The organism is Vibrio sp. V15_P4S5T153 (assembly GCF_963874485.1).
In the GTDB taxonomy this organism is placed as follows: Bacteria; Pseudomonadota; Gammaproteobacteria; order Enterobacterales; family Vibrionaceae; genus Vibrio; species Vibrio anguillarum.
The window spans coordinates 632,265-653,728 of sequence record NZ_CAWNHR010000017.1; the positions used below are offsets into that span (position 1 = coordinate 632,265).

The following is a 21,464-nucleotide window of genomic DNA, read 5'->3' on the forward strand; positions in this document are numbered from 1 at the left end:
ATGCCCCGACAAGAAGCACCATTTGAGTTTACTATCTGCCTAATTTAGATTTTCCATTCTTACTTCTTGTAAGAATTGGTATGCCATCGTTAATTTTTTTAGCTTGATTAAGAATTTCAGTTTGTAAATGCTCTAGAGACACATTAGATGTTTGGTCGCGTATTGCACCTACAACTGCATCAGTATCAAATAGCGAAGTCACTTTAAGTGTGTTACCGATTATCTTTTGGTGTATGGCAACCCTCAAGCTTGATGCGAGAAGATCTGAAGCTTCTGACATTCCTAACTTATCTGCTGATAGATTAAGCAAACGCTTTATAGCCTCAATGATTCCCGCCGAGTGGAATGTTGTTATTACTAAACGACCATCAATTGCAGATCTTACCGCTTGTTCCGCTACTGTTGGATCTCTCACTTCACCCAAAAGAAGAATGTTGTTACTCGCTGTAGGATATCCTCTTAAAGTGTCGCGGAGAGCATCTTCGAAGGATTCACTTCCACTAACTTCTCTCTGGATGCAATAACCAGACTCGCCAATTTTACCATGAAGCGGCATTTCACATGGATCTTCAATGGTATTACAGTGACCACCATGTATTTCCAAGCGCTCTTTAACAATGGAGGCGGAAGTTGTTGACTTACCATTACCAGGATTACCACAAACAATGATAATACCACCCATATTAAGACGAGCTTCTGTTAGATGTTTATATAACGCCTTGGACATGTTTGTACTTAGAGAAGAGAAGCACTGTTTCAGAGGCCAAACCTCTTTTGGCATTCTCCTAAGAAGAACGTGATCTCCACGAATAGAAGACATGATGGTTCCACGATAAACATAATTATCAAATTCAACTCGAAAGTCTTTTCTGTTTATTTCTTTGTTTATCTTATATTTTTCAATGGTGTGAGAAATTAAGCCGTTTACCTTGTCACAGGAGTTATATGCTATTCTTGTTGATGGTGAAAAGTGACTCAATTCCAAATTATCAACAATAACAATCATATCCTTGAAGTTCGAGTAATCCTCACCAACTCCGTAATAATCACTATCCACTTTATTTACCTTTGATATTATTATTTTCTTACCGCTTTATAACATTTAAAATTAAAACAGTAAAGTTTTCTTTGATTCGCAAATTAATATCGGAAATAAAAAAAAGAGAGGGCAAGCCTCTCTTTTTTAAACACAATTTCGAATTAACGAGTTGTGAATATGATTGTGTTCTTGTCACTACCAGAGTTACAAGAACCAGCCACATCACCAAGGTTTGAGATAGCACCGTTACCAGCTTCTAACTTCACAAAGTGACGGTAAGTGTTAGATACGATGTCGGTACATGCATCATTAGGTACATCTTTGTAAGTGATAGTGAAACCATCGTGAGCAGTGCCTGATACTGTAGCAGATGCAACAGTTACACCGTTTGATAGCCAGCTATGCTTGATCTGAGTCTTGTTATTTGGAACACGCATACGATCAGGGAAGGTTGAGCTTTTCAGTACTACTGCGTTGCTTAAGCCTTCGTAACTACCTTGAGTATTGAACATGTTGCGAATCGTAGCAGACAAACTGTTTAGGTTGTTAATTTCATCTTTGATCTTGTTACCGTTGTTTACGCTGTTGTAGTAAGCAATAGCCGCGATAGAGATGATAGCGATGATACCAACTACCATTGTCAGTTCGAGGAGCGTAGCGCCTCGTCTAGACTTAATCTGACGATTTTTGCTCAAAGAACGTATCTTCATATTATTATTCCTTGTTTATTTTTTTGATTATTTTTTATGAGTTAATGGTTTAGCTTACCTTATTATTATTTAATTTTTTTCGAAGTAAGCTATTTATTATTTTTATTTAGTGAAAGATTACCACACAAAATTCAAAATACAACCACTTTTTATTCGTTAAACTATTTAATTTCTACACTTTTTACATTGCGGCTGAAACGCTATTACCGATTGCTTGAGTTAGTGTATAGAAAGCGTAATATACCCAACCGATGTAAGAAGCAACACCAAATAGGACAAGGTTCTTAAGTAATCCAGCGACACCTTTAATTTTTTCAATGCCGTTTTCAATAGCGTCACTACCAATGCTATCAAGTGCTTCTTGCAAGTTCGCGACTTTACCATAGATAGATACATCGATACCCGTATCACGATCTAAGAACCCACTATTCATTGCATCACCAATTTGCGTACCGCTATCGACTTCTTTTAGAATTTTATCAATTTCATTTGCAACATATTTGGGTGACATCTTTTTTAATCTGCTCATCGCCTCAAATATCGGCGTACCTGTACTCATCATCGCTGATGTGGAAATCAGGAAAACAGAACTTTGGAATGTCTTGTATATTGACCAAGGTGGTACTTTGTTTAGTATGTTTCTCAACGTTCCCGTCATTGAACCTAAAGATTTAAAAGATACGATTACAAACGTAAAGAATACAGCTACTACCAACCACCACTTTTCTTCCACAAACTTAGACATGTGATATAGCTTCTGGGAGACTGGAGGCCAGTTTTCTGGTGGCAATACTGATGTTAGTTCAGGTATGGCTTGGGTCGAGAACATGTAGATTAAACCACTAAGCATCATCAATAGAACCGAAGGGTATGAAATCTCACCAATGATTGTAGATTTCATGCGAGATGCTGATTCGGTAATTTTAATTGCATTATGAAAAGACTGACTAATATTACCTGACTTTTCACCACCCTGAATAATCATTGCTTCACTAGGTGGAACCCAGTGAGCTAATGCCTCACCAAACGATTCACCTTTAGACATGTTAGTGCGTATATCACCTAGAATTGTAGCTCTGATATCGCTCTTATTATACCTAAGATACTGTGTTTCCAGCTCTTGAACAATGTCATTCACTGGAACGCCATTTTTTATGAATGATGATATTTTTTTATAGAGGTCAATTCGGACTTTCAGTCCGAATTGCATTTTTGCAAACTTTCTCTCAAAAGAGTTTAATTTATTATCTGCCATTTTTAATGCCTTTATTCAATTTCATTATTATTTTGTTCGCTTTCGTCTACTTCATTATTTTGATTTAATTTAGGATTTTTAAGCTTACTGCTTAAACCGCCTTTTTTATTTGTTAATGAAATAACTGTAGTTCCTTTACTGACATTTTCAGCAGAACCTGAATCTTCAATGTTAAACAGATCAGATTCTGTATTCAATACTGGATTTTCGAGTTCAGCCGAGCCATTTTTTAAGCTTTCAATCTTAGATAAACGAACAGCACCTGTTACACGACCAAGTTTCTTCTCAACATCTCTAGGATCCGCTCTTCCATCGAGCATCTTAGTTATTCCATGATCAAGTGCAAACTCACCACCTTTTTTCTTATAGTGTTCTTTTGCCTTTGTATCATTTCCTTCAAAGAAACAATCAATCATGAACAGATCAGGCACGATAACTTCGGCAGCTACGGTACGACCAGAAATGCCCGTTTTATCACATTCAGAACATCCACATGGATTTTTAAAGAAAATATTATTTTTCTCTTCTGGCATTGTGATTTTGTCTAAACGCTCAATTAGCTGTTCAAAGCCGAATTTGTCTTCAACAAAATACTCACCACCTTTTACTTTGTTCACGTATGTTTCCATTGAAACCTTACATTCATTACAAAGAACAGGGAGTAGAGCCTGGTATACTAATCCAGCGATAAACTCATCATTACCAAGAACATCATTGGATACACCCAAACTTCTAAGTCTTGGCACGATTCCTAGAGCACTTGGAGCGTGAACTGTTGTAAATGCTTGGTGTCCTGATTGCACAGCGTGTACAAGTAGCTCTGCTGAGTGTTCATCCCTCACTTCCCCAACCATGAGCACGTCTGGGTCGCAACGCATTGCCGCCTTGATTGCTGCACTGAATGGGTTCTCATCTTTCGATTTTGAGCGAACCACAGGCGACTGTGTAACATGCGGAACTTCATATTCTGGAGGGTCTTCAACGGTAATTATTTTGATGGAACATGATGTTCTCGCAACATCCAAGTTCTCATTTACGAGCCTAGTCAACATCACTGAAAGCGAAGTCGATTTACCTGAACCTGTTGTTCCACTGATAATTGTGCAACCAACAGGCTTAGCGATTGACTCTTTAATACCTTCGATCTGATCGAATGAGTATCCGAGCATGTCAAAAGTAAGCTTCGTTCCCGCTTTACCCATCTTAAGAATACGCATCACTACGTTAAACCCGCTTGGATATGCTGGGATTGTATTTAGGCGAACACGAACTCGGATATTACCTTCGCCAGGAACTAAAAGCTCTCTGTTAATGATTGCAGCCTGCTGTTCGGAAGGGTTAAATGTTACATCTTTCTCTTCCGCTACTACGGTGTATATAACCTGAGCCATCTTTAAAGCATGAACTGAATCCCAAGTATCTACATTTTTAAGCTGACCATTTATACGGTGTCTTACTAGTGAATCGTCACCTTCAACTTCAATGTGTAAATCTGATACTTCATTTTCAACAGCTTCGATAAGCATATCATCGAACTTCTTAACCAAAGCACCATCATCATCACTTACGCTGTCATCGCTTTTCTTTTTAGTGTTCTTTGTATAAAGAAGCTGGATAATTTCACGAGAAGCATATTCTTTTGCAACACTTCTGTATCCTTTATCAAGACATTTTTTTCTTATGCCAAGATAGTTGTTATCTACACCAATTGAGTTTGAGATCTCAATTGAAGATAAGATAGCCGCTCTCTTTTCACCAGCCCCTGGTTTACTAATATCTAATACAATATAGTCCTGCTTCAGTTTTTGAGTAAACTGAATGATAGATTCTTTTTGATCTTCAGGAATGACATTATCATCGCCAAGAGAAATAATTCTTCTAAAGGAAGGAACATTCTCTAGTGTACGAATAGTCTTAACTTCTCTTTTTTTCTTTATTTTTTCATTACTTTTAGAATTCGATTGTTTTACAGGTTGCTTTTTAGCATTACCCTTAAAACTTATCTCAGAATTCAATAAGCTCTGAATCTTATTAACTAAGCTCATTTATTATTTCTCAATTTTTTTTATTATTCATTGACGATAATGTTATATCATAGTAGACAAAAAAACAACAAGAGCTTCGCTCTTGCAAGCTCAGCTCTTGTTATTTTTTACTTTTGACTTTATTAATTGTCTTTGTCGTAAACTGAGATGAAGATTGTTTTGCTTATTGTTCCTTTTTTAACAACAATATTATCCTCATTGATTTTTGTCAGTATTAGACCATTAGTAATCTCCTGCCCTTCTTTTCTCGTGATAATGTGATTATCGTATACAAGATCAGCTTTTAGATTGTTATTGATTCCGTAAAGTCGGTTTACTGATACCTTAGCAAAGAAGTCTTCTCCAGCCTCTTTTTTCTTAGCTGCCTGCTCAAGAGCATAAACCCTTTGCTCAGAAGCTGAAAGTGAAGATTTCAAACTGTCATTTTGGTCTTCAAGCTCAGAAATTAATGCGTTAAGTTGCGAAATTTCTTCTGTAAGCTTTTTGTTTTTCTCAATTTCAGCTTTCAATTTAGACGCTTCTTTCTTCTCATTCAAAATACTTTGTTTTTCAGTAACTTTTATTTGAGCTTCAAGAAGTTCAGCTTCCTCTTGCAAACTTGACAGTTTGTTTGAGTTATCGATACTTTTCTTAGAGTCGTAAATTAGCTCAGAGCTTCTGTTCTTAGCGTCTTTATCAACATTTTGTTCAATTTCTTGAATGTTTTCAACGTTTAGAAGTTTGCTTACAACATCATTTGATTCTGCACCTTTTACTTCAACAGAATTTGCATATGCAGCACCACTTGCTGAAACAAGCCCTGCTATTGCCAAGCTTAAAAAGACTTTTTTAAATTGTGTATTTTCCATTTTATTAACCTGTTATTTTTTATTCTTGAATATATCAGAGAGCCACACGTTTTGGAATTTATTTAGTTAAAAAAGCTGCCGCTTTAGGCAGCTTTTTATTATTTAGTGTATGTTAAAAGTTGAACTTGCCATTCACTATCATCTTTTCTCGACATAGTTAATGTTTCAATTAGAGTTGTTCTTGAACGTTCTAATACATTATTTAGCTCAGCAAGCTTATAAGGTCTGTTCCCAACAATATTGATAAACTTACCTTCATTTTTAAGCAGCGCAACTTTTGCCTCTTCTGGATTCGCAATGCCTGCAATTGGTTCGCGTCTTAGTGAGAAGTCATACTTAACAACACCCCACTTGTACCCCATAAAGTGTGAATCATGAATGATTTCAACGTCTTTATACTTGTGGTCTCTAATGTACGATACAATATCAGTTATTCTCTCTGAGCGTTTAATATCGTGCATATCAAAAGAAATTGTTGCCTTATTTCCACCATCTACAATATGCACAGAATGGTAATTCAACAGAGACTCTCTAAGTGTTACTGGCGTTCCTAGCGGTCCTCTTTGAAGCTCAACAGTAATTAAATTACCTTTTTGTCGCTCGTAGGAGATGCTTTGAACTTCCCAACCACCAATAAACATTGGCACTCTTCGTTGAATATCAATGAATGAGTTAATTACTTCAACAGGATCTTGCTGTCTAAAGTCTTCAGTCAACCACTTTACTTCCTCAGCATATGCGGCTGCCTTTATCTCTCTGACTATATCTTCTTGAGATTTAATCGAGATTTTAGCTTCTTTTATGACTGGTGCAGTCCATTCAGCTTCTGCGATTATTGTTTGAGGTGAAGTTAAGCTATAAGCTACAGCGCCAGCGCCAACAAGAACAAACCCAAGAACAATACCTAGAACAGGAACGCCTTTTAGTGATGTAATTCTGGCTTGCTTACTGAAAGACTTGCTTAAATCAAACTCTTGTAATTTGGACTCAAATGATTCGTATTCTTCAATTGAAACTTCTACGCCCATCTCACTGATTATTTCAGCAACTTCTTCCGAACAAGTAATTTCGAATGGGATTTCAATGTCAGAGTAAGTACCTTTAAGGTTTTCAACGTGGTCTGCTAAATCATGCTGAGCAACTACTACATCTGTAGTTGAAATAATTTTGCCTTCATTAACACCACAGATCCAAAAATCTTCTTCACTTATCTTTTCAATAACAGTGATTTCTTTACTGATGCTTGCTAATACATAAGCGGCAGACAACGTGCCTTTCAGCTCTTTTAAGTTGGTGTAGCCCAACTGCTGTTCGTCAGGGTTATCTTTATCTTTTTTGTGAACTCCAAACTTACAGGAGTTCACATCTAAGATGCTTTGGATTTGAGCTTTAGTTTTCTGGGAGTTTAAATCCTCCCAGACCAAGCCAAAACCAAACTCTACCCCGTTAATTTTTGCTTTATTTACCACAACTAACCTCCAAGTTAGTTAGCCATTATGTACGGAGTAACAAGGATAAGAGTCATAACTTTTTTCTTGCCACCAACTTTCTTACCGCCGAATAACCAAGATTCTTCACCGCCAACAGACTTAACTTCTGACTCGTTAATCGTTGTTTCGAAACCTGAAAGCAATAGTGTTTGACCGTTTTTAATGTTTACGTTTTGCATAAATGACTTTTGAGTTTCATCTGGCAGAGTTGCAGAGATATCACCAGCAGTAAAATCATTTAGAGCATTTAGCTTTTTAAGGTCAATCGCCAATTGCATTGCCACTGTTCCCTTGCTTGTTAGCTTAGGTAGAGCGGTCATGCTAAAGCCAGGCATAACTTTGTTAGTGGTGATTTCGTAGCTCTTATTGCCATCATCATCAGTTTCAGATGTAACTTTTTCTACGAAGTTCTTTCTGTCAATGATCTGAACTGGAACAGGTTGTCCATTCTGAGTTGTAACAGTGCTTGAGTTTTCGTAGATGTTTTTGGACATTGTATTTAGAGCACTAACTAGAGCTTTTGAACCATTCCAAGCAGATGTTCCATCAATCAAGCCGATTTCAAAGTTACCACCAGTCGCAGAAGGATCTAGAGGATTAAACTTGAAGTTGAAGCGTGAAGAGCCAGAATAAATTGCATTCAAGTCCATTCCGTAGTCACCGTTATCATCAGATACAATGTCAATAACCTGAGTTTTGATAAGGACACGCTTACTTGCCATCACATTGATTTGCTCAATGTACTTTTCCACTTCACGATGAACACTTGGTACGTCCGTTACAGTAATCATGCCTGTATTGGTGTTGATATGGAACTTACCGTTAGTTGTCATCATTTTAGACAATGTAGTTGAAATTTCATCATACATTGGCTTGTAGCTTGTTGTGTAAGTAGTGTTATGACCACTGCTAGAATCTTCACTTGAAGATTTTGTTGTTATTGATGATTTGAATTCAACAGAAGCATTCGCACCATCAAAAATATAGTGTTTTACTTCTAGCTTGTAGATCTCAACCTTGCCATTTTCCCATTTCCAGTTCACATCAAGTTTTTGTGTTACTCGATCTAAAACTTCTTCAATGGTTCCACGGAATTTGAAAGAGAACTTTTCTTCAAGCAAGCGTAGGTTAACACCAGCATAGTTTGCGCGATCATGAACTTTCTTGATTGATTTTTCTGTTCCGTCTTTGGACTCGCCTTGAGGCCAAGGAGTGGATGAACCTGGAGCAGGCGCAGCGAATCCACCTTGAGGCTTAGCAGTTTGTGCAGCATCACCTGTGTCTTCCTCATCATCTTTTTCAATTTCGTCGCCATTAATCCATTGGTAAGCGTCTTGCGTGATGTTGATGTGAATACCAGTTTCAGCAGTAACCTTATTAAGGATCTCATGAACACTTACAGGTTCAGGCTGATTGAAAAGGATTTTTTCTTCAAAGAAAGATGGTAACGTATCGCGATTACTCATTTTATATGGAGTAGTAGCTAAGAAGAACTCATCCTTGATCACTGAAGTGGTAGCTTTGCGGCTAAGAGTATCACCTTGGTCTTTTAGTAGGCTTGCATTGTCTAAGCCAGCATCAACGATTTCAGCAGATTCATCAATCTTATGTGTAGCACAGCCACCCATTACAGATGCCGCTAAACCTACAAAAGCGACTTTTGATACTTTATTCATTTCTATATTTCTCATAATTAGTATTTAACCTCTTGCTTGAATCCAGCTTCAGTTATCAATAAAACTTTATTTTTCTTGTAGAATTCAGCTCTAAGTGGAACGTGCGCATCAGCCAATGAATCAAGAACTTGAGTAATCACGCCATCTTCATCACCAGAATCAAGGAATTTTCCTGTCATGGTAGCTTTGTGCTCAATCATGTAATCAACTTTTAGAGAGTCATCCCAGTGAATCTGCCAACCCGCCTTTTTAGACCAGTCTTCTAGGTTTTTCTTCAATGTTTTACCAGGAGTTAAAACCCAAACCTCAGGCACACGGTTTGCTAAGTGTTTAGCCAGGCTAGGTTTTTCCTTTCCTGAAATGCCGATAGACTTTTCAACTGGGTTGATTACAACATTTAGATTGTTTTGTTCACCGATAATCTTAATAGTGTCTTCCCAAGAGTCACTGTTTGATTCCCAGCTAACAGGTTTCTTTTGAATGCTTTCATCAATATGAACCAACCAACCATCATCTACAGGGATGTTTGCCTCAGCAGCTACAAAAAGCGGTACGTTTGTACCGTAACCAAACGCTTTCTTTTCTACTTTTGCTTTCTCTTGCATGACGAACTTACCGTAGTCTTTGGACTCACCAACAACTACAGCACCCTCATTCTTGTTAGAAAGTTTTTGATTCAGCTCGCTATCAATTACAACTGACTCTCTAACCAACGGAGAAATATAAAGTTCTGCTTGTGCGAACGGTGCAAATGCGCCTGATAGTGTAGCGATTGTTGCTACTGACAGCATTATCTTACTTTTTTTATTTGTCTTATTATTATTAATCATTATTCTGACCTCGAATTTTAAATACAATTATATTTTGCTTTTTTCAAAAATCAATCTGTTTTTATATGTTAATTAAATTAATTTTCTGTTTGGTGGTCTATTATACCTTCTGTTACCGATCATCATTGTTCTCAATTTTCTAAACAGCATATGCAAATCCATGCCTTTCGATGATAGGTACAACAATGCAAAACTTATAGTTAATACTATACCGAGCATAACCCAGCTCGGTGATAGCATTAAGAATAAGAAAGGTATGCTGATCAAACCATCAAACACAAGAAACTTTACTTTTTTATTTGCGTGTTGATACATGACTGTTCCTTTTATTTATTCGTATTCTTTAAACAAGTCTTGAGCATCTTTTTCAGAAATTAAGCCAGCATCTAATTTTCTCTGAATATCCACACACATAGGTCTTCCCCATTTCTTAATTGCGTGTTTAATTGCTCGTGTTAGATTATTCATATTGTCATATAAATATTCCCTAACCTCACTATTAAATATCAAATACTCTCTAATTGCCACCCGTTTTCCGTCTAAAGTATTTATTAATCGCTGAGCTATGAAGCATTTCGCTTCATTTATTAAATCAAATCTTGCTTTTTGTTTTTCTGCATCTGAATCAAATAGACCAATAAAGCGCTCAGGTGTAGAAGACACAGTATTTGAGTGTAAGGTTGCAAAAACAAGGTGTCCAGTGTTTGAAGCTTCAATGCTTACTCCACTAGTGGCTTTATCTCTTACCTCACCAACTACAATCATTGTAGGAGCCATTCGTAATGTGTTCTCAACACCTCGACTAAATGATTTGACACATGATCCAATCTCCATTTGGCAAACAATGGATGAAGGCATATCCAATTCTTCGTAGACATATTCAACTGGTGATTCAACAGTCACAAGGACATGATTTCCTTCTTCATCCAATAAACTTTCAGATATTAATGATGAAAGCAATGTGCTTTTACCATGACCTGTACCACCCGCGACCAAAATAAGACCTTGTCTAGAGCTTGTAACAACATCAATTAATTCCTGCTCAACACCAAGATCTTTAGCTCTTACAATTTCAGTAGAAAGCTTACGAATAGTTATTGAAATGCCATTTGAACCTTGTGTAATGTTTGTGATGCCGTTAACCCTGAAGCGTCTGCGCCTCAGAACTAGATCTTCTTTACCAGGAACATTAACCTGCTCTTTCATTTCGTATGCGGTATCTATTGGCTCAGCATCACCTAAGCGACCAACAGCCGATGTCCCGTCTAAAACTTGAACTAAAGATCTTACCTCGTTAATTTTGAGCTTTCTTTTTGATACAGGAACCATACGACCATTAACACGCATCCAAATCTTATTGTTTGAATATATAAAAATATCCGATGCGTTGTGATCGTGCATATGAGCAAGGATTCGATCAAGCTGTTCCTTAGTTTCCACACGAGGGGGAATATCTAGAATGAACTCACTACGGTCAAACATTGATTTTGCGCAGAGGAAACCTCTGCGCCTCCATTATTATTTATTGTTTTTATTAATTAAATTTATTTTCATAGTCTGGCTTTTCAATTGGTGCTCTGTATGAGCCTCGACTATCTAAGATTAATGCATCCCATTTTTCAGGGTTTGTGTTAAATCCTGCGCCTACCTGAAGCTTAATTACACGCTCGCCTTCACGCATGTGAGTTTCAGTTCCCACAACTTCTTGGTATGAGCTAACAACAATTGGTTTCTTAGACTTATTGATTAAACTTAATCTGTAGAAACGCCACATGCCATTATAGTCACGACCCAGACTTTCTGCCCTTCTAGCCATTTCCCTGTCAGCTTGGGCTTTTCCTGACTCCCATCCTTGCGCAACCCATTCTTTCCAAAGCTTCTCTTCCATAATTGATTTTGGAAGCAATACATTTGGTGGGGATGATATTTCAACCTCTCTATCAAATAGAAGGTATTGTCTCCAGTTTGGGGCTGATGTTACCAATCTGGCTTCTCTTAACTCAAGCCAGTCTTTATCCGCAAGAGTTATCGTTTTTGCGTCATCGGACAATTTTATTGAATTATCAATTTCTGCAATTACTGGTGGGAGTAAGTACAGCTCATCATAACCATCAGATGTTAGTTTCATTAACGTATTGAAGTCGAAAACACTATCAAGATAATCTGATTTTTCTCGAATATTCTTTTTCAATGCGTCCATATATGCATAATAACCATACTGAGCACCCAAAGATAAAGCCGCATCACGCTGAGCCTTTTGTCTTTGACCCTCTTCAGAGATAATATCTGATTTAGCAACGTTTGGGTTATATTTCAGAGAGGCGATTTCATCAATCGAGTTATACGCACTTGCACCAAACGACATTAGAGCGGCTGCAATGCTTGCCACTAGAGTAATTTTCTTAAAGCTCATATAGCCTCCTATTACTCTACGTTTTTATACACGTATCTAATTAATTTAGCATCTGGATATACTTCGATTCGAACATTATTACCTGTTTGCATACCAACTTCTCTGAGGAATTCAGAAAGAGGTTTGGTCGCTTTAGGGATTTTCACCCAAGGTTCTTGGAATGTTCCTAGAGGCTTTCCGTATTCTTTGTATGTGTACCCAGCCATTTTAGCTAAGGCTCTTGTTACTACTGATGCTCGATCCGTAATACCAAATTCAACCGCAGACTCAAAACCAGGTGGCACAGCTAGAGCTTGAGCTTCTTTTTGCTTATGTTGCTCATCTGTCAAAGACTCTAAGGATTTAGCTTCTTGCATTTTTGCAATTAGTCTAAGCTCATCACGAGCTTCAATAGACACATTCATTAATGTTTCTAATGCTTTGCTATTGGCAAGTGAAATATCTTCATTAGGGTTATTCGCAGCTATAGATGAACAACCAGTAGTTGCCAACACTCCCAAAAAGATTAAACTTTTATTTATCTTCATTTTATTAATCACTTATGTTTGATTGTGTTTATTGTTAATTTTATTTGAGGTTAAATATATACTTAATTAAATAAAAAATCAACATAGTAAAGCCCGCATAGCGGGACTTTACATTAAACGATGTTTGCGTTCTGTTGTATTAGCCTGTCTGCTATTTGAGCTATTACTGACTCTTCTTCAACATCCTGAGCTTGGTTTTTTAACGATTCAATATATTTCTTCGCACTACCTGACGGGAACTCTTTTGCTAGAATTCTTAGTGAAGAATGTAGTCCGATCTTTCTAACTAGTCTTCTACGTAAAGCGACATCATCAGGAGTTGTTGAATACGCCCAAACCTCTTCCGCACCTAGCTTTAGTCTCAGAATTTGCTCTACACCATCAGTGTCGTCAACATCGGCAATATACAAGAAAGTTGAGCCTTCCTTGCCAGGTCCTCTTACAAAGTTACGGAATCCAACCATTGAATCCGCAGTCGGACTCAATTTATCAACGATAGATTTTTGAACTTCACTTGAGATACCTTTTGCCATAACAAAGATACTTGTCGCGAATTCGATCATGCTCTTGTCGAAATCTTCCAGGCTTTGGCTCAGCAAGCTAACGATTACGCCGTATTTTCGTCCTTCACGAATATCCTGTTCTGCTTGAGAGCGTACCTGATCAAAACCTCTGGTTCGATGGAATTCGTCCATTGCTAATTTTTTAGGAATACCATCTTCTTCTTCAATTTTCTTTCTATGATAGTCATAGTAATCAGGGTTTATTTCGACTAACGTGTCTTCTACTACATAAAAGTCATTACACGCCACCGTTCTTGCTAACAAGAACATTAATGCGGCTTGTTTGTTAGCCTGAGCACCACCTTTCTTAGCTACGTTCTGCAAGTCGATTGATAAGATTCGTGCAGAAGAAACATCAATAGCCGATGGTTGTGTAAGAACAGGAAAGTCTTTTAGTGATGATGTAATCATCTGAGAAACAAGACTTAATAGTTTTTCACCCTCGATTAATGCATCCCCGTAAATACCCTTAATTTCTGAATCCTGTACTAGTGAAGTAAGATCAGAAAGTAGAGGCATAGCGAAGGATTGGCATTTCGAAGCGGCTTCAATTTCATTACGCTTAAAGAATCTATCAACAAGACTCCACCAACTTGTGTCCTCTGTAGCCTCGATACCATATTGGTCAAGTTTTTCATCAACCATATCGCTCATACCAGGCTCATACAGGTTAGGATTGTTCTCATCCTGTCTGTATGTATATGCGGCATCAATTAGGGCTGAACAGACCTCAGGTAAGCGAGGAATGGTTCCTTTAGTACCTGCTGGTGTCAAAAGCAACTCAAGAATGTTCGCCTGCGCTTGCTTATCTACTGTTAATGGATGTCTATTACCTAGCGGAGTAAAGAAGAAGTTTATGGCTCTATCCGCTCTATTCTCAAGCGTAATTGCTTGAGCTTGATATTTAAGATGTTCAGGCAATGCATCTTGTATCATCTCAACGAATGCTCTAGAAGAGAAACCGATATCGATGATTTTCAGTCTTGGTAGTTTTGTATTACCAGGCTTTAGTATTAGAGCCATATTAAGAGCTGATAGCTTAAAACTTTTACCGCTACCAGGTGGTGCGTAAGTTAGCTCTGAAGTATTCTTCTGAATAGCACTACCAGCCGTTTGAGGGTAAATTTTTCCATCATGAGTACCAAAGATCATTGAGCCTTGTTCCCAAGGGCTGTATGGTCTTGTAAGCGGCAGCATGTATAGAACATCCCAAACAGGAAGCGGAAATGCTGCCGCAATCTTATTGGTGGATAATGCTGGCAAAGTTCCAATCCATGATTCAATTGGATCGCCTAGTTCATCAATAACATCTAAACTACCCCACTTCTGTAGCTGCTGATTGATAATTTCTTTTCTTTCGATTAACTCATTGTAATCTCTAGACCAAGTACACATTGATACCTGACATGAAACTAGAGTGTTGTTGATAGCTCTATCTATTAGCTCTTCAGCAGCATCTTTTATCAGCTTGTTATTGGAGTTCGAAAACTGCAAGAACCCAGCAAATGCTCTTTTGCTACCCAATTTACTAACAATTGTGTCATGACCAGTTTTTATTGTTAAATTTAAACGCCAAGGAATCTCTTTTGGAATGTTGTCAAAAAGAGCGCCAAACATTGTTGGTTTATCTTGGCAGCTTTCAATCATCAGCGGTGCATAGTACACATTGTCATGCTTAACTGAAGAATAGTCTTCATCAGCGTGTTGAGGTTTTCTGCCAAAAATCTGAAAAGCGATATCTGCATTACTAAGATGGCTAAGATCAGCTTCTTGATCTACCTCCCTTACTAACTTAGCACTAATCTTGTCACCCAAGAGAGAAGGTTTCCAATCGGAACTAGTTGAGTAAGGCTCAACTTGCTTTTTTATCTCAGTAATGAATTCGTGGTGGTCAAACTGCTCAATGACACACTGTGTTTTTAAAGTTCCAATTACAGAGTTACAAACACCAATATGAGGAATCCTTAAAGCATCCAAGCCAACGAAAGGTGATTGACCGTACTTACCAGGCTTAACACCTACTTCTTTCGCTTTTTCACTACGAGCATCTAAAGCTGCTTTTGTTTGAGCGCGGCTAAGTGCTGCTGGTGTCGTCTTGATGGTAATTAAACATTTCTCAAAAACTAAAGATTCACACAAAACTTTTTCGCGTTCATTAATTAAACCTTCAAGATCTAATTGAAGTCTCTTCATGGTTGAACGAATAGGTTCTAGCTGCTTTCTTACGATGTCTTTCGATTGCTCAGGATCTCGAATAAACACAAACTCAATAACATGACCTGGATCTTTAAGTTTCTTTGAAAGCTCGTCAGTCAACACACTAAGTATGTCTTTAAATCCATGTTTTCCAAGCATCTTGTACGAACCTTTAAGCTCGTACATAGAGATTAAGCCACCATCTCTGGTAGCCCAAATCCCTTTATGCTTGCTATCGAAATACGGCGCTTCTAGTTCACAGTAGTCATAAACTCCTGCTTTAAATGCGCTAAATAGATTTGATAGTAAACTCATAATATTTATTCTTTATTTAATTAATTTATTGATATATTTTTTATTGATTAAATATACTGGATTTCTTCTTCGCTTTCAATTTTTTGAGCTTGGTTTTCTTGTTTAGTTATTATTTGTATCAATCTTTGTCTTCTTTCATGCTCTGGAGCGAAGATAGTGTTATTCAGTTCGATAACGACCTCTTTATCCATCACTCCATTTTGATTGAGATTGCATACTTGGTAATAAAAATCTAAAGAGAGAAGTTCGTTAAAATCTTCAGGAATTCCATCCGTTTCAAATAGTTTACTCATAATTACTCACCCATGAACCTCATTAAAGGAAGAAGCTTATTTTTAAACGCAAGTTCTTTAGCGACATGCTCTTCACCGCTTTTAACATATGAGACGATTCTTCCTGTTCCATAGGATCCTATTACAAATCCGTGTCTAGAAAATGACGCCGCTGCTCTGCCACACATAATACGATCATAGGCTCTCATATAAGCACCTATAGCACTTACGTTATTGTACCCTTTGACATATAAAGGTGACGATAAAGCTACCCAAGCATTTTCCAGAAGCAAACCTTTAGAAAGAGAATATTCACTTTCATCTGGAATTAATATTTCTGGCAGATCTAAATGACCAGATTCAGTATGGAAACCGTTCATAATTGATACCTTTGAATACTTCGAGATCTCAATTATTTCTGGAATGGTTGCCCAACATCTGATCATATTGTTTGCTCCAGCTCCAAATTTCGAGTGGTTTACATATGACTCATCAGTACTCAACACCGATACCTTTAATATCCCCGCGTTTGTTTCAGAAATATCTTTAAGCTTATCAATGACAGCATCTGTACCGCGTATTTTAGATCCATCTTCAAATCCAATAATTGTTTCTTTATTTTCCTTGAAGTTTAAAGGTCGCCAATTGTTGTTTAATGGATATTTCTGAGACAAAATCCATTTAGCATATGAGCCTCTTGGAAATATAAACTGAGTAGCCTTACTTCCTTTTGGAACAAACTTTCCAGTCATGGCCTGATTTTCTTGAGTGGATTGCTTTATCGCCTCAATGATCATGCTAGCCTGGTTCCCTTTGGGCTGACTTCTCCACTCTTGTTTTAGCAAAACACTTTGCATAGCGTTAGTGTATCTGTAGCTAGCTAAGCTGTTGTCACTCATCCCAAGGTTGGTTATACCCAACAAATGGACTCCGTGAAGTATTGAAGATATTTTTTGACATAAAACATCAGGAGTTTCATTTATTCCAATTTCTTGAGCTAAAACATTTAGCTTACTTCTAAAGAATTGCTCATCTACTATGTTAGGAGTTCTAACTAAGTTTAGGTTTTTGTATTCAAAATAATTTAAGTTAGTAACCCAGAAAACACTGCTTTCAAGCTCACTAATACCTGTAATTCGTCTTGATTGGCTACCAGCTACCGAACACCATCCTGAACTACCTACTTTGGTTTCATCAAACCAGCAAACACCAATTTTCAAAATTATACCCTCTTACTGTTCAGGTAGCTCGCTACCGCATTATCGGTATCAGCATCACCATGTTCATTCTCAAACCATTTAAGTAATCTTGCTGAAGCGTTATCAATCCATTTATCTGGCGGGTTGTTTTTATCATAAAGTTTACGCAAATATTCCAACTGCCTTGTAAACCCTGACTTGGACGGAAGGAAATAAATACCTTCAAGCTTCTCTTTCCTTTTACCATAATCACGCTCGCTTAAGCTAAGAAGGTGTCTGGCAAGCAATTCAGGCTTGCTCGTTCCAATTACTCTCTTTGCATTTACTGAGAGTAGATGTAGGCGGTTATACAAAGATACTGCATTTTGAGCGAACTCCTTATTTGATGAACCCTCAGCTAACCATAAAAATCTCACTAAAGAATTAAGTGATGCTTGAGTTAAACCGTGCTTAGGATCGATATGAATTAAATCCCCCATCTCTTTCGCGCCAGCATGACCTAAATGGTGACACATGTGGCAGAGTGGGCATACGGTAATAAGGTTGTCTTCTTTGTTGTTGTTGTGGTTGTCATCAATATGGTGAACATCCTGAAACTTTTCAGCTTTAAAACCACAGCATTGACAAGAAAAACCATCGCGCTCTAACACGATCTTTCTATTTTTCTTGAACTCTGGATTGCTCTCATCAGAAAATGGATCATCAACACGAAAAGTGCTTCTTTTGACTGATAGTATTATTTCTCTAATCTTCATAATTTAATAATATTCTTTTTTATTTCGGATTATAAACCTGCGTGTTATTTTTATCAAACATAAAAAAGCCACCTGAAACGGTGGCTTTAAATTTTCTTAAATTTCGTGTTGTTATTCAGTAGCTAACACTACAAAGTTACCAACAATTAGATTTCCATCAAAGTCTTCACCAGTTACACGACCAAGACCTTTTAGTTCATCACCAATTTTAACTGGTGTCCAATCACCTGAAGGGCTTGATACTAAGTAACCTTGTGAGTACTCACCGCTCTTAACCCAACCAACAGCAACTTTTTTACCATTAATTTCTTGAGCGCGGTATGCACGACTATCAATTTCAGTTAGCTTAACCTTTGCCTGCTTTTCAGCAGCTTTCTTCTCTTCTACGTTTGGTTTCTGAGAGGTTTGCTGTTTCTTTGCAGGGCGATTAACCTTTGTGGTTTTTACTTTAGAGCGCTCTACATAGGTTTCATCAATGAAGTAATTGTCGCCAACAAGAACTAAGTATCCACCATCAGTCACATTTGTAACTTTCACGTAGTCACCCGCATTATTAAAGATTTCACCTTTAAAGAAAACGTTTACTCGGTCACTTGGCGTTCTTACGATAGACATCTCACCATCTAGGCTAGCTGTAAGAACCATGAATCCCTGAAGGCGTTTTCTGCCATCTAAAAGATCATCTTTCTCTTCTTCACTAAGGCGAACAACAGATAGCTTAGTTTCAAGCTCTTCGTAAATCTTCTTGATTTCTTCATTATCAGAAAGTTTCAGCTTGCTATCTTTAAGCTCTTGAATCTCTTTTCTAAGCTTAACGATTTCAGCATTCTGCGAGCTTGAGTCTGAGTCTGCAATTTTCTTCGTTAGCTCACTTTCAAGATCAGATTTGATGCTGCTAGACATAGTCTTGAATTTTGCTAAATATTTTTCTTCAAGTTCGCGCTCAAGATCTTCCTTAAATTTATCCATTTCTTCTTTGGTCATGCCAGTGGATGCATTAGGTTGAACTTGAACCTCAGGTTTAACATTTGAAGATAAATCAAAATCGGAAACAACAGAGCCTTGATTTATTGAAGCGCCAGAATTCTGAACGATTTGTTCAGGAGTGCTTAAACCATCAATCTGGAGGTCATTACCAGTATTAACTGAAGCAGGTAGTACTGGAGTTGCTTTTGCCTCATTCAATGCTTGAGCCATGTTATCTCTAGCATCTGGCGCTACGGTGTCTGAAACACTCATTGCTGTATTTTGTACAGGAGCTGGAGCGCTTCCGCCAGCGATTGTAAGATATGCAATACCAGCCGTACCGATAGCAACAGCAACACCAGTGAAAGCTAGGATGCCCTTCATGATTGGACTCAAACCTGTTTTTGGTGGAGTTAAGTCTTCTTCATTTTCATCTTCTTCATCGTCGCCATATGGATCTTCTTCAGTGGAATACGCATTTCCAAGCTCGTTATCTTGCAGCTCATCATCTTCCAACTCATTAATGTCTAGCTGATCATCCAAAGTATCGTCTAATTCTTTAGCCATATTTTAATTCTCTTGAATTTATTTTAGTTTAATTTTGCGCAAAGATAACATTAATCTGTTTATTATTCAACATAAAAAACATCATGCAGATGGTACTAACCTACATGACATCTATGTATTTTATTCAATGCTTTAACTAATGGTTGTTATTATTGGTAAAACGCATTATTGCGAATTTGTTTTAACATAAATTAAATCAAATAAGAACATTAGGCAAGATTTTTCATAGGTATTCATGTTAATGGAAATTCTTATCTGATGTATCTATTTGTTTGAATAATAAAAAACGAGGCGACTGCCTCGTTTTTTATTATTGCTCTTCAACCTGAATCCCGTTTAAAAGCATGATTGCAATTTCTCTATTTGAGTCAACCTCAACAGTTGGATCTCTATCAAACTCGCGTTCAAAAATAGGAACAAGTTTTTCACCAGCTCTACCAATCGCATAAGCGATTTGGTCATCGGCATCTGGCAGTCTTTCAGTAATGGTTTCTGTTGTACCATCGCTGTAAGTTTTAGTTGTTGAGCCAGCCAATGAGTCAGCATAGCCACTAATAAATGCAGCCCCCATTAGCTTCATGTATCGCTCAAACGTATGTCGATCTACATTATCAGCAATACCTGAACGCATAGTCTCTAGGTCTAGTGCTACAGCGTTAATACTGTAATCTTTACCGTTCAGAGCTAGCTTATTAAACATGATTACAGCTTTCTCGCCTCTTCTCTCAGGCATACCCAACAGAACACCTCCTTTCAAAGGTCCCTCTTGAATAATAATAGAGCGAACATAAGAAAGCTCATCTGTATTTACGCCAATTTCTAAAATCGCGTAATAGATGGTGCCAGGTGTTACATAAGCCATAGAGCTTGTATCGGCAAATCCCATAGGGTTAGCTAAATCCTGGATAGTTGAATTTGTCGTTACGCCAGCACTACTAGTTACTTTACCTTGTTGAGTAGGACGACCAGCAGCACTATTGCTTGCTTTTCTCAACTCATCGAGTTGAGTTACCTGATATTGCTTCGCTCTTTCGTTCACATCTTTTAGTCGGGAACCATCCGTTAAGAAATCTGCGATTGGCGCGGCCTCACCAGTATTTTGATTTCCTCTTGAACTACCAGATGATGAACCAGTTTGAGTATAGTTAGCAGTTACAGTAGAAGAGCTATTTCCAGCAATACCATTGCTAACAATGTTCTGTGAAGTTGCCATTCTTAGTTGCTTAATCTCGGTCAGCTTACCTGTCTCTTGTGCAAGGAATGCATCTCTATCAAATAGTGGGATGGCAGGCACTAATGGTTGTTGAACCTGCTGCACTTGTTGATTTTGATTATTTAGATTTCTGCGGTCTTGACGAACCTCTTCCTTCTTTCTTGCCTCTTGGACACGAGTATCTAAACCTAAAACAGCATCTATATTTGCTTTTTGCTCAATTTCCTTTTCACGCTGATCCATTTTATCAGTCATTTTTTCTTCATTTTTGAGCTTTAGCGATTCTAAGTAGGATGCTTTTCCATTTACAGCTTCATTAAGCTTGTCCTTCTTTTCTTCTTCATAAATTTTATTGATAATTTCAGATTGCTGACCAGACTCAGCAGCAGTCTCTATCTGACTGGTGCTTGGTGTTGCAGTAATCTTTACTTCACCGTTATCTGTATTCAGCATTGCGTTATTAGAAGGGAGAGAGAACATTAATACTGTACCCAACCCCATTGCTACTGCACACGCGACTAAAGATACTTTTACTGGTAACGGTATATCTTTAAACAAACCTTTTTTCTTAGCCATCTTTATTGC

At 37.6% G+C, this 21,464-nt stretch carries 18 protein-coding genes; all 18 read right to left on the minus strand.

Translation table 11 applies throughout. The features are described 5' to 3' along the window. Positions 1 to 31 precede the first annotated feature (31 nt). Positions 32 to 1,057, minus strand: coding sequence for an ATPase, T2SS/T4P/T4SS family (locus AACT42_RS13640; protein WP_094182871.1), 1,026 nt, complete (start codon positions 1,055 to 1,057; stop codon positions 32 to 34). A gap of 143 nt (positions 1,058 to 1,200) precedes the next feature. After that, the gene (locus AACT42_RS13645) at positions 1,201 to 1,749 is read right to left on the minus strand and encodes a type 4 pilus major pilin (protein ID WP_094132896.1); all 549 of its coding nucleotides are present in this window, start codon (positions 1,747 to 1,749) and stop codon (positions 1,201 to 1,203) included. A gap of 181 nt (positions 1,750 to 1,930) precedes the next feature. Next, a complete protein-coding gene (locus AACT42_RS13650) occupies positions 1,931 to 3,004 on the minus strand; it encodes a type II secretion system F family protein (RefSeq protein ID WP_094132894.1) in 1,074 nt (357 codons plus the stop codon). Between the two features lie 11 nt (positions 3,005 to 3,015). Next, positions 3,016 to 5,049, minus strand: a complete 2,034-nt coding sequence (locus AACT42_RS13655; protein ID WP_094132892.1) for a GspE/PulE family protein — start codon at positions 5,047 to 5,049, stop codon at positions 3,016 to 3,018. 122 nt (positions 5,050 to 5,171) lie between these two features. Further along, positions 5,172 to 5,897 carry a hypothetical protein gene (locus AACT42_RS13660; protein WP_094132890.1) on the minus strand — a complete coding sequence of 242 codons (726 nt, stop codon included), beginning with the start codon at positions 5,895 to 5,897 and terminating at the stop codon, positions 5,172 to 5,174. Between the two features lie 98 nt (positions 5,898 to 5,995). Then, on the minus strand, positions 5,996 to 7,366 hold the full coding sequence (locus AACT42_RS13665) for a type 4b pilus protein PilO2 (RefSeq protein WP_094132889.1): 1,371 nt from the start codon (positions 7,364 to 7,366) through the stop codon (positions 5,996 to 5,998). 14 nt (positions 7,367 to 7,380) lie between these two features. Next, positions 7,381 to 9,063, minus strand: coding sequence for a hypothetical protein (locus AACT42_RS13670; RefSeq protein ID WP_176432227.1), 1,683 nt, complete (start codon positions 9,061 to 9,063; stop codon positions 7,381 to 7,383). A 17-nt stretch (positions 9,064 to 9,080) separates the two neighbouring features. Beyond that, entirely contained in the window at positions 9,081 to 9,893 is an 813-nt protein-coding gene (locus AACT42_RS13675) for a toxin co-regulated pilus biosynthesis Q family protein (protein ID WP_094132885.1), read from the minus strand. 72 nt (positions 9,894 to 9,965) lie between these two features. Further along, entirely contained in the window at positions 9,966 to 10,208 is a 243-nt protein-coding gene (gene icmT, locus AACT42_RS24820) for an IcmT/TraK family protein (RefSeq protein WP_038129327.1), read from the minus strand. A gap of 15 nt (positions 10,209 to 10,223) precedes the next feature. Then, positions 10,224 to 11,375 carry a type IV pilus twitching motility protein PilT gene (locus AACT42_RS13680; protein WP_094182872.1) on the minus strand — a complete coding sequence of 384 codons (1,152 nt, stop codon included), beginning with the start codon at positions 11,373 to 11,375 and terminating at the stop codon, positions 10,224 to 10,226. A gap of 52 nt (positions 11,376 to 11,427) precedes the next feature. Next, positions 11,428 to 12,306 (minus strand): type IV secretory system conjugative DNA transfer family protein, encoded by an 879-nt coding sequence (locus tag AACT42_RS13685; protein WP_094182873.1) that lies wholly within the window; start codon positions 12,304 to 12,306, stop codon positions 11,428 to 11,430. Between the two features lie 11 nt (positions 12,307 to 12,317). Then, positions 12,318 to 12,833, minus strand: a complete 516-nt coding sequence (locus tag AACT42_RS13690; protein ID WP_094182874.1) for a DotD/TraH family lipoprotein — start codon at positions 12,831 to 12,833, stop codon at positions 12,318 to 12,320. Between the two features lie 113 nt (positions 12,834 to 12,946). Then, positions 12,947 to 15,907, minus strand: a complete 2,961-nt coding sequence (locus AACT42_RS13695) for a hypothetical protein (protein ID WP_094131908.1) — start codon at positions 15,905 to 15,907, stop codon at positions 12,947 to 12,949. A 47-nt stretch (positions 15,908 to 15,954) separates the two neighbouring features. Continuing rightward, positions 15,955 to 16,200: a hypothetical protein gene (locus tag AACT42_RS13700; RefSeq protein ID WP_038129330.1), complete on the minus strand. Its 246-nt coding sequence runs from the start codon at positions 16,198 to 16,200 to the stop codon at positions 15,955 to 15,957. A gap of 2 nt (positions 16,201 to 16,202) precedes the next feature. Beyond that, positions 16,203 to 17,399, minus strand: a complete 1,197-nt coding sequence (locus tag AACT42_RS13705; RefSeq protein ID WP_094131909.1) for a hypothetical protein — start codon at positions 17,397 to 17,399, stop codon at positions 16,203 to 16,205. 2 nt (positions 17,400 to 17,401) lie between these two features. Further along, positions 17,402 to 18,133, minus strand: a complete 732-nt coding sequence (icmJ, locus tag AACT42_RS13710; RefSeq protein WP_094131910.1) for a type IVB secretion system protein IcmJDotN — start codon at positions 18,131 to 18,133, stop codon at positions 17,402 to 17,404. Positions 18,134 to 18,244: 111 nt separating this feature from the next. Next, a complete protein-coding gene (locus AACT42_RS13715) occupies positions 18,245 to 19,666 on the minus strand; it encodes a hypothetical protein (protein ID WP_094131911.1) in 1,422 nt (473 codons plus the stop codon). Between the two features lie 310 nt (positions 19,667 to 19,976). Continuing rightward, entirely contained in the window at positions 19,977 to 21,455 is a 1,479-nt protein-coding gene (locus AACT42_RS13720) for a DotG/IcmE/VirB10 family protein (protein ID WP_094131774.1), read from the minus strand. Positions 21,456 to 21,464: the final 9 nt, after the last annotated feature.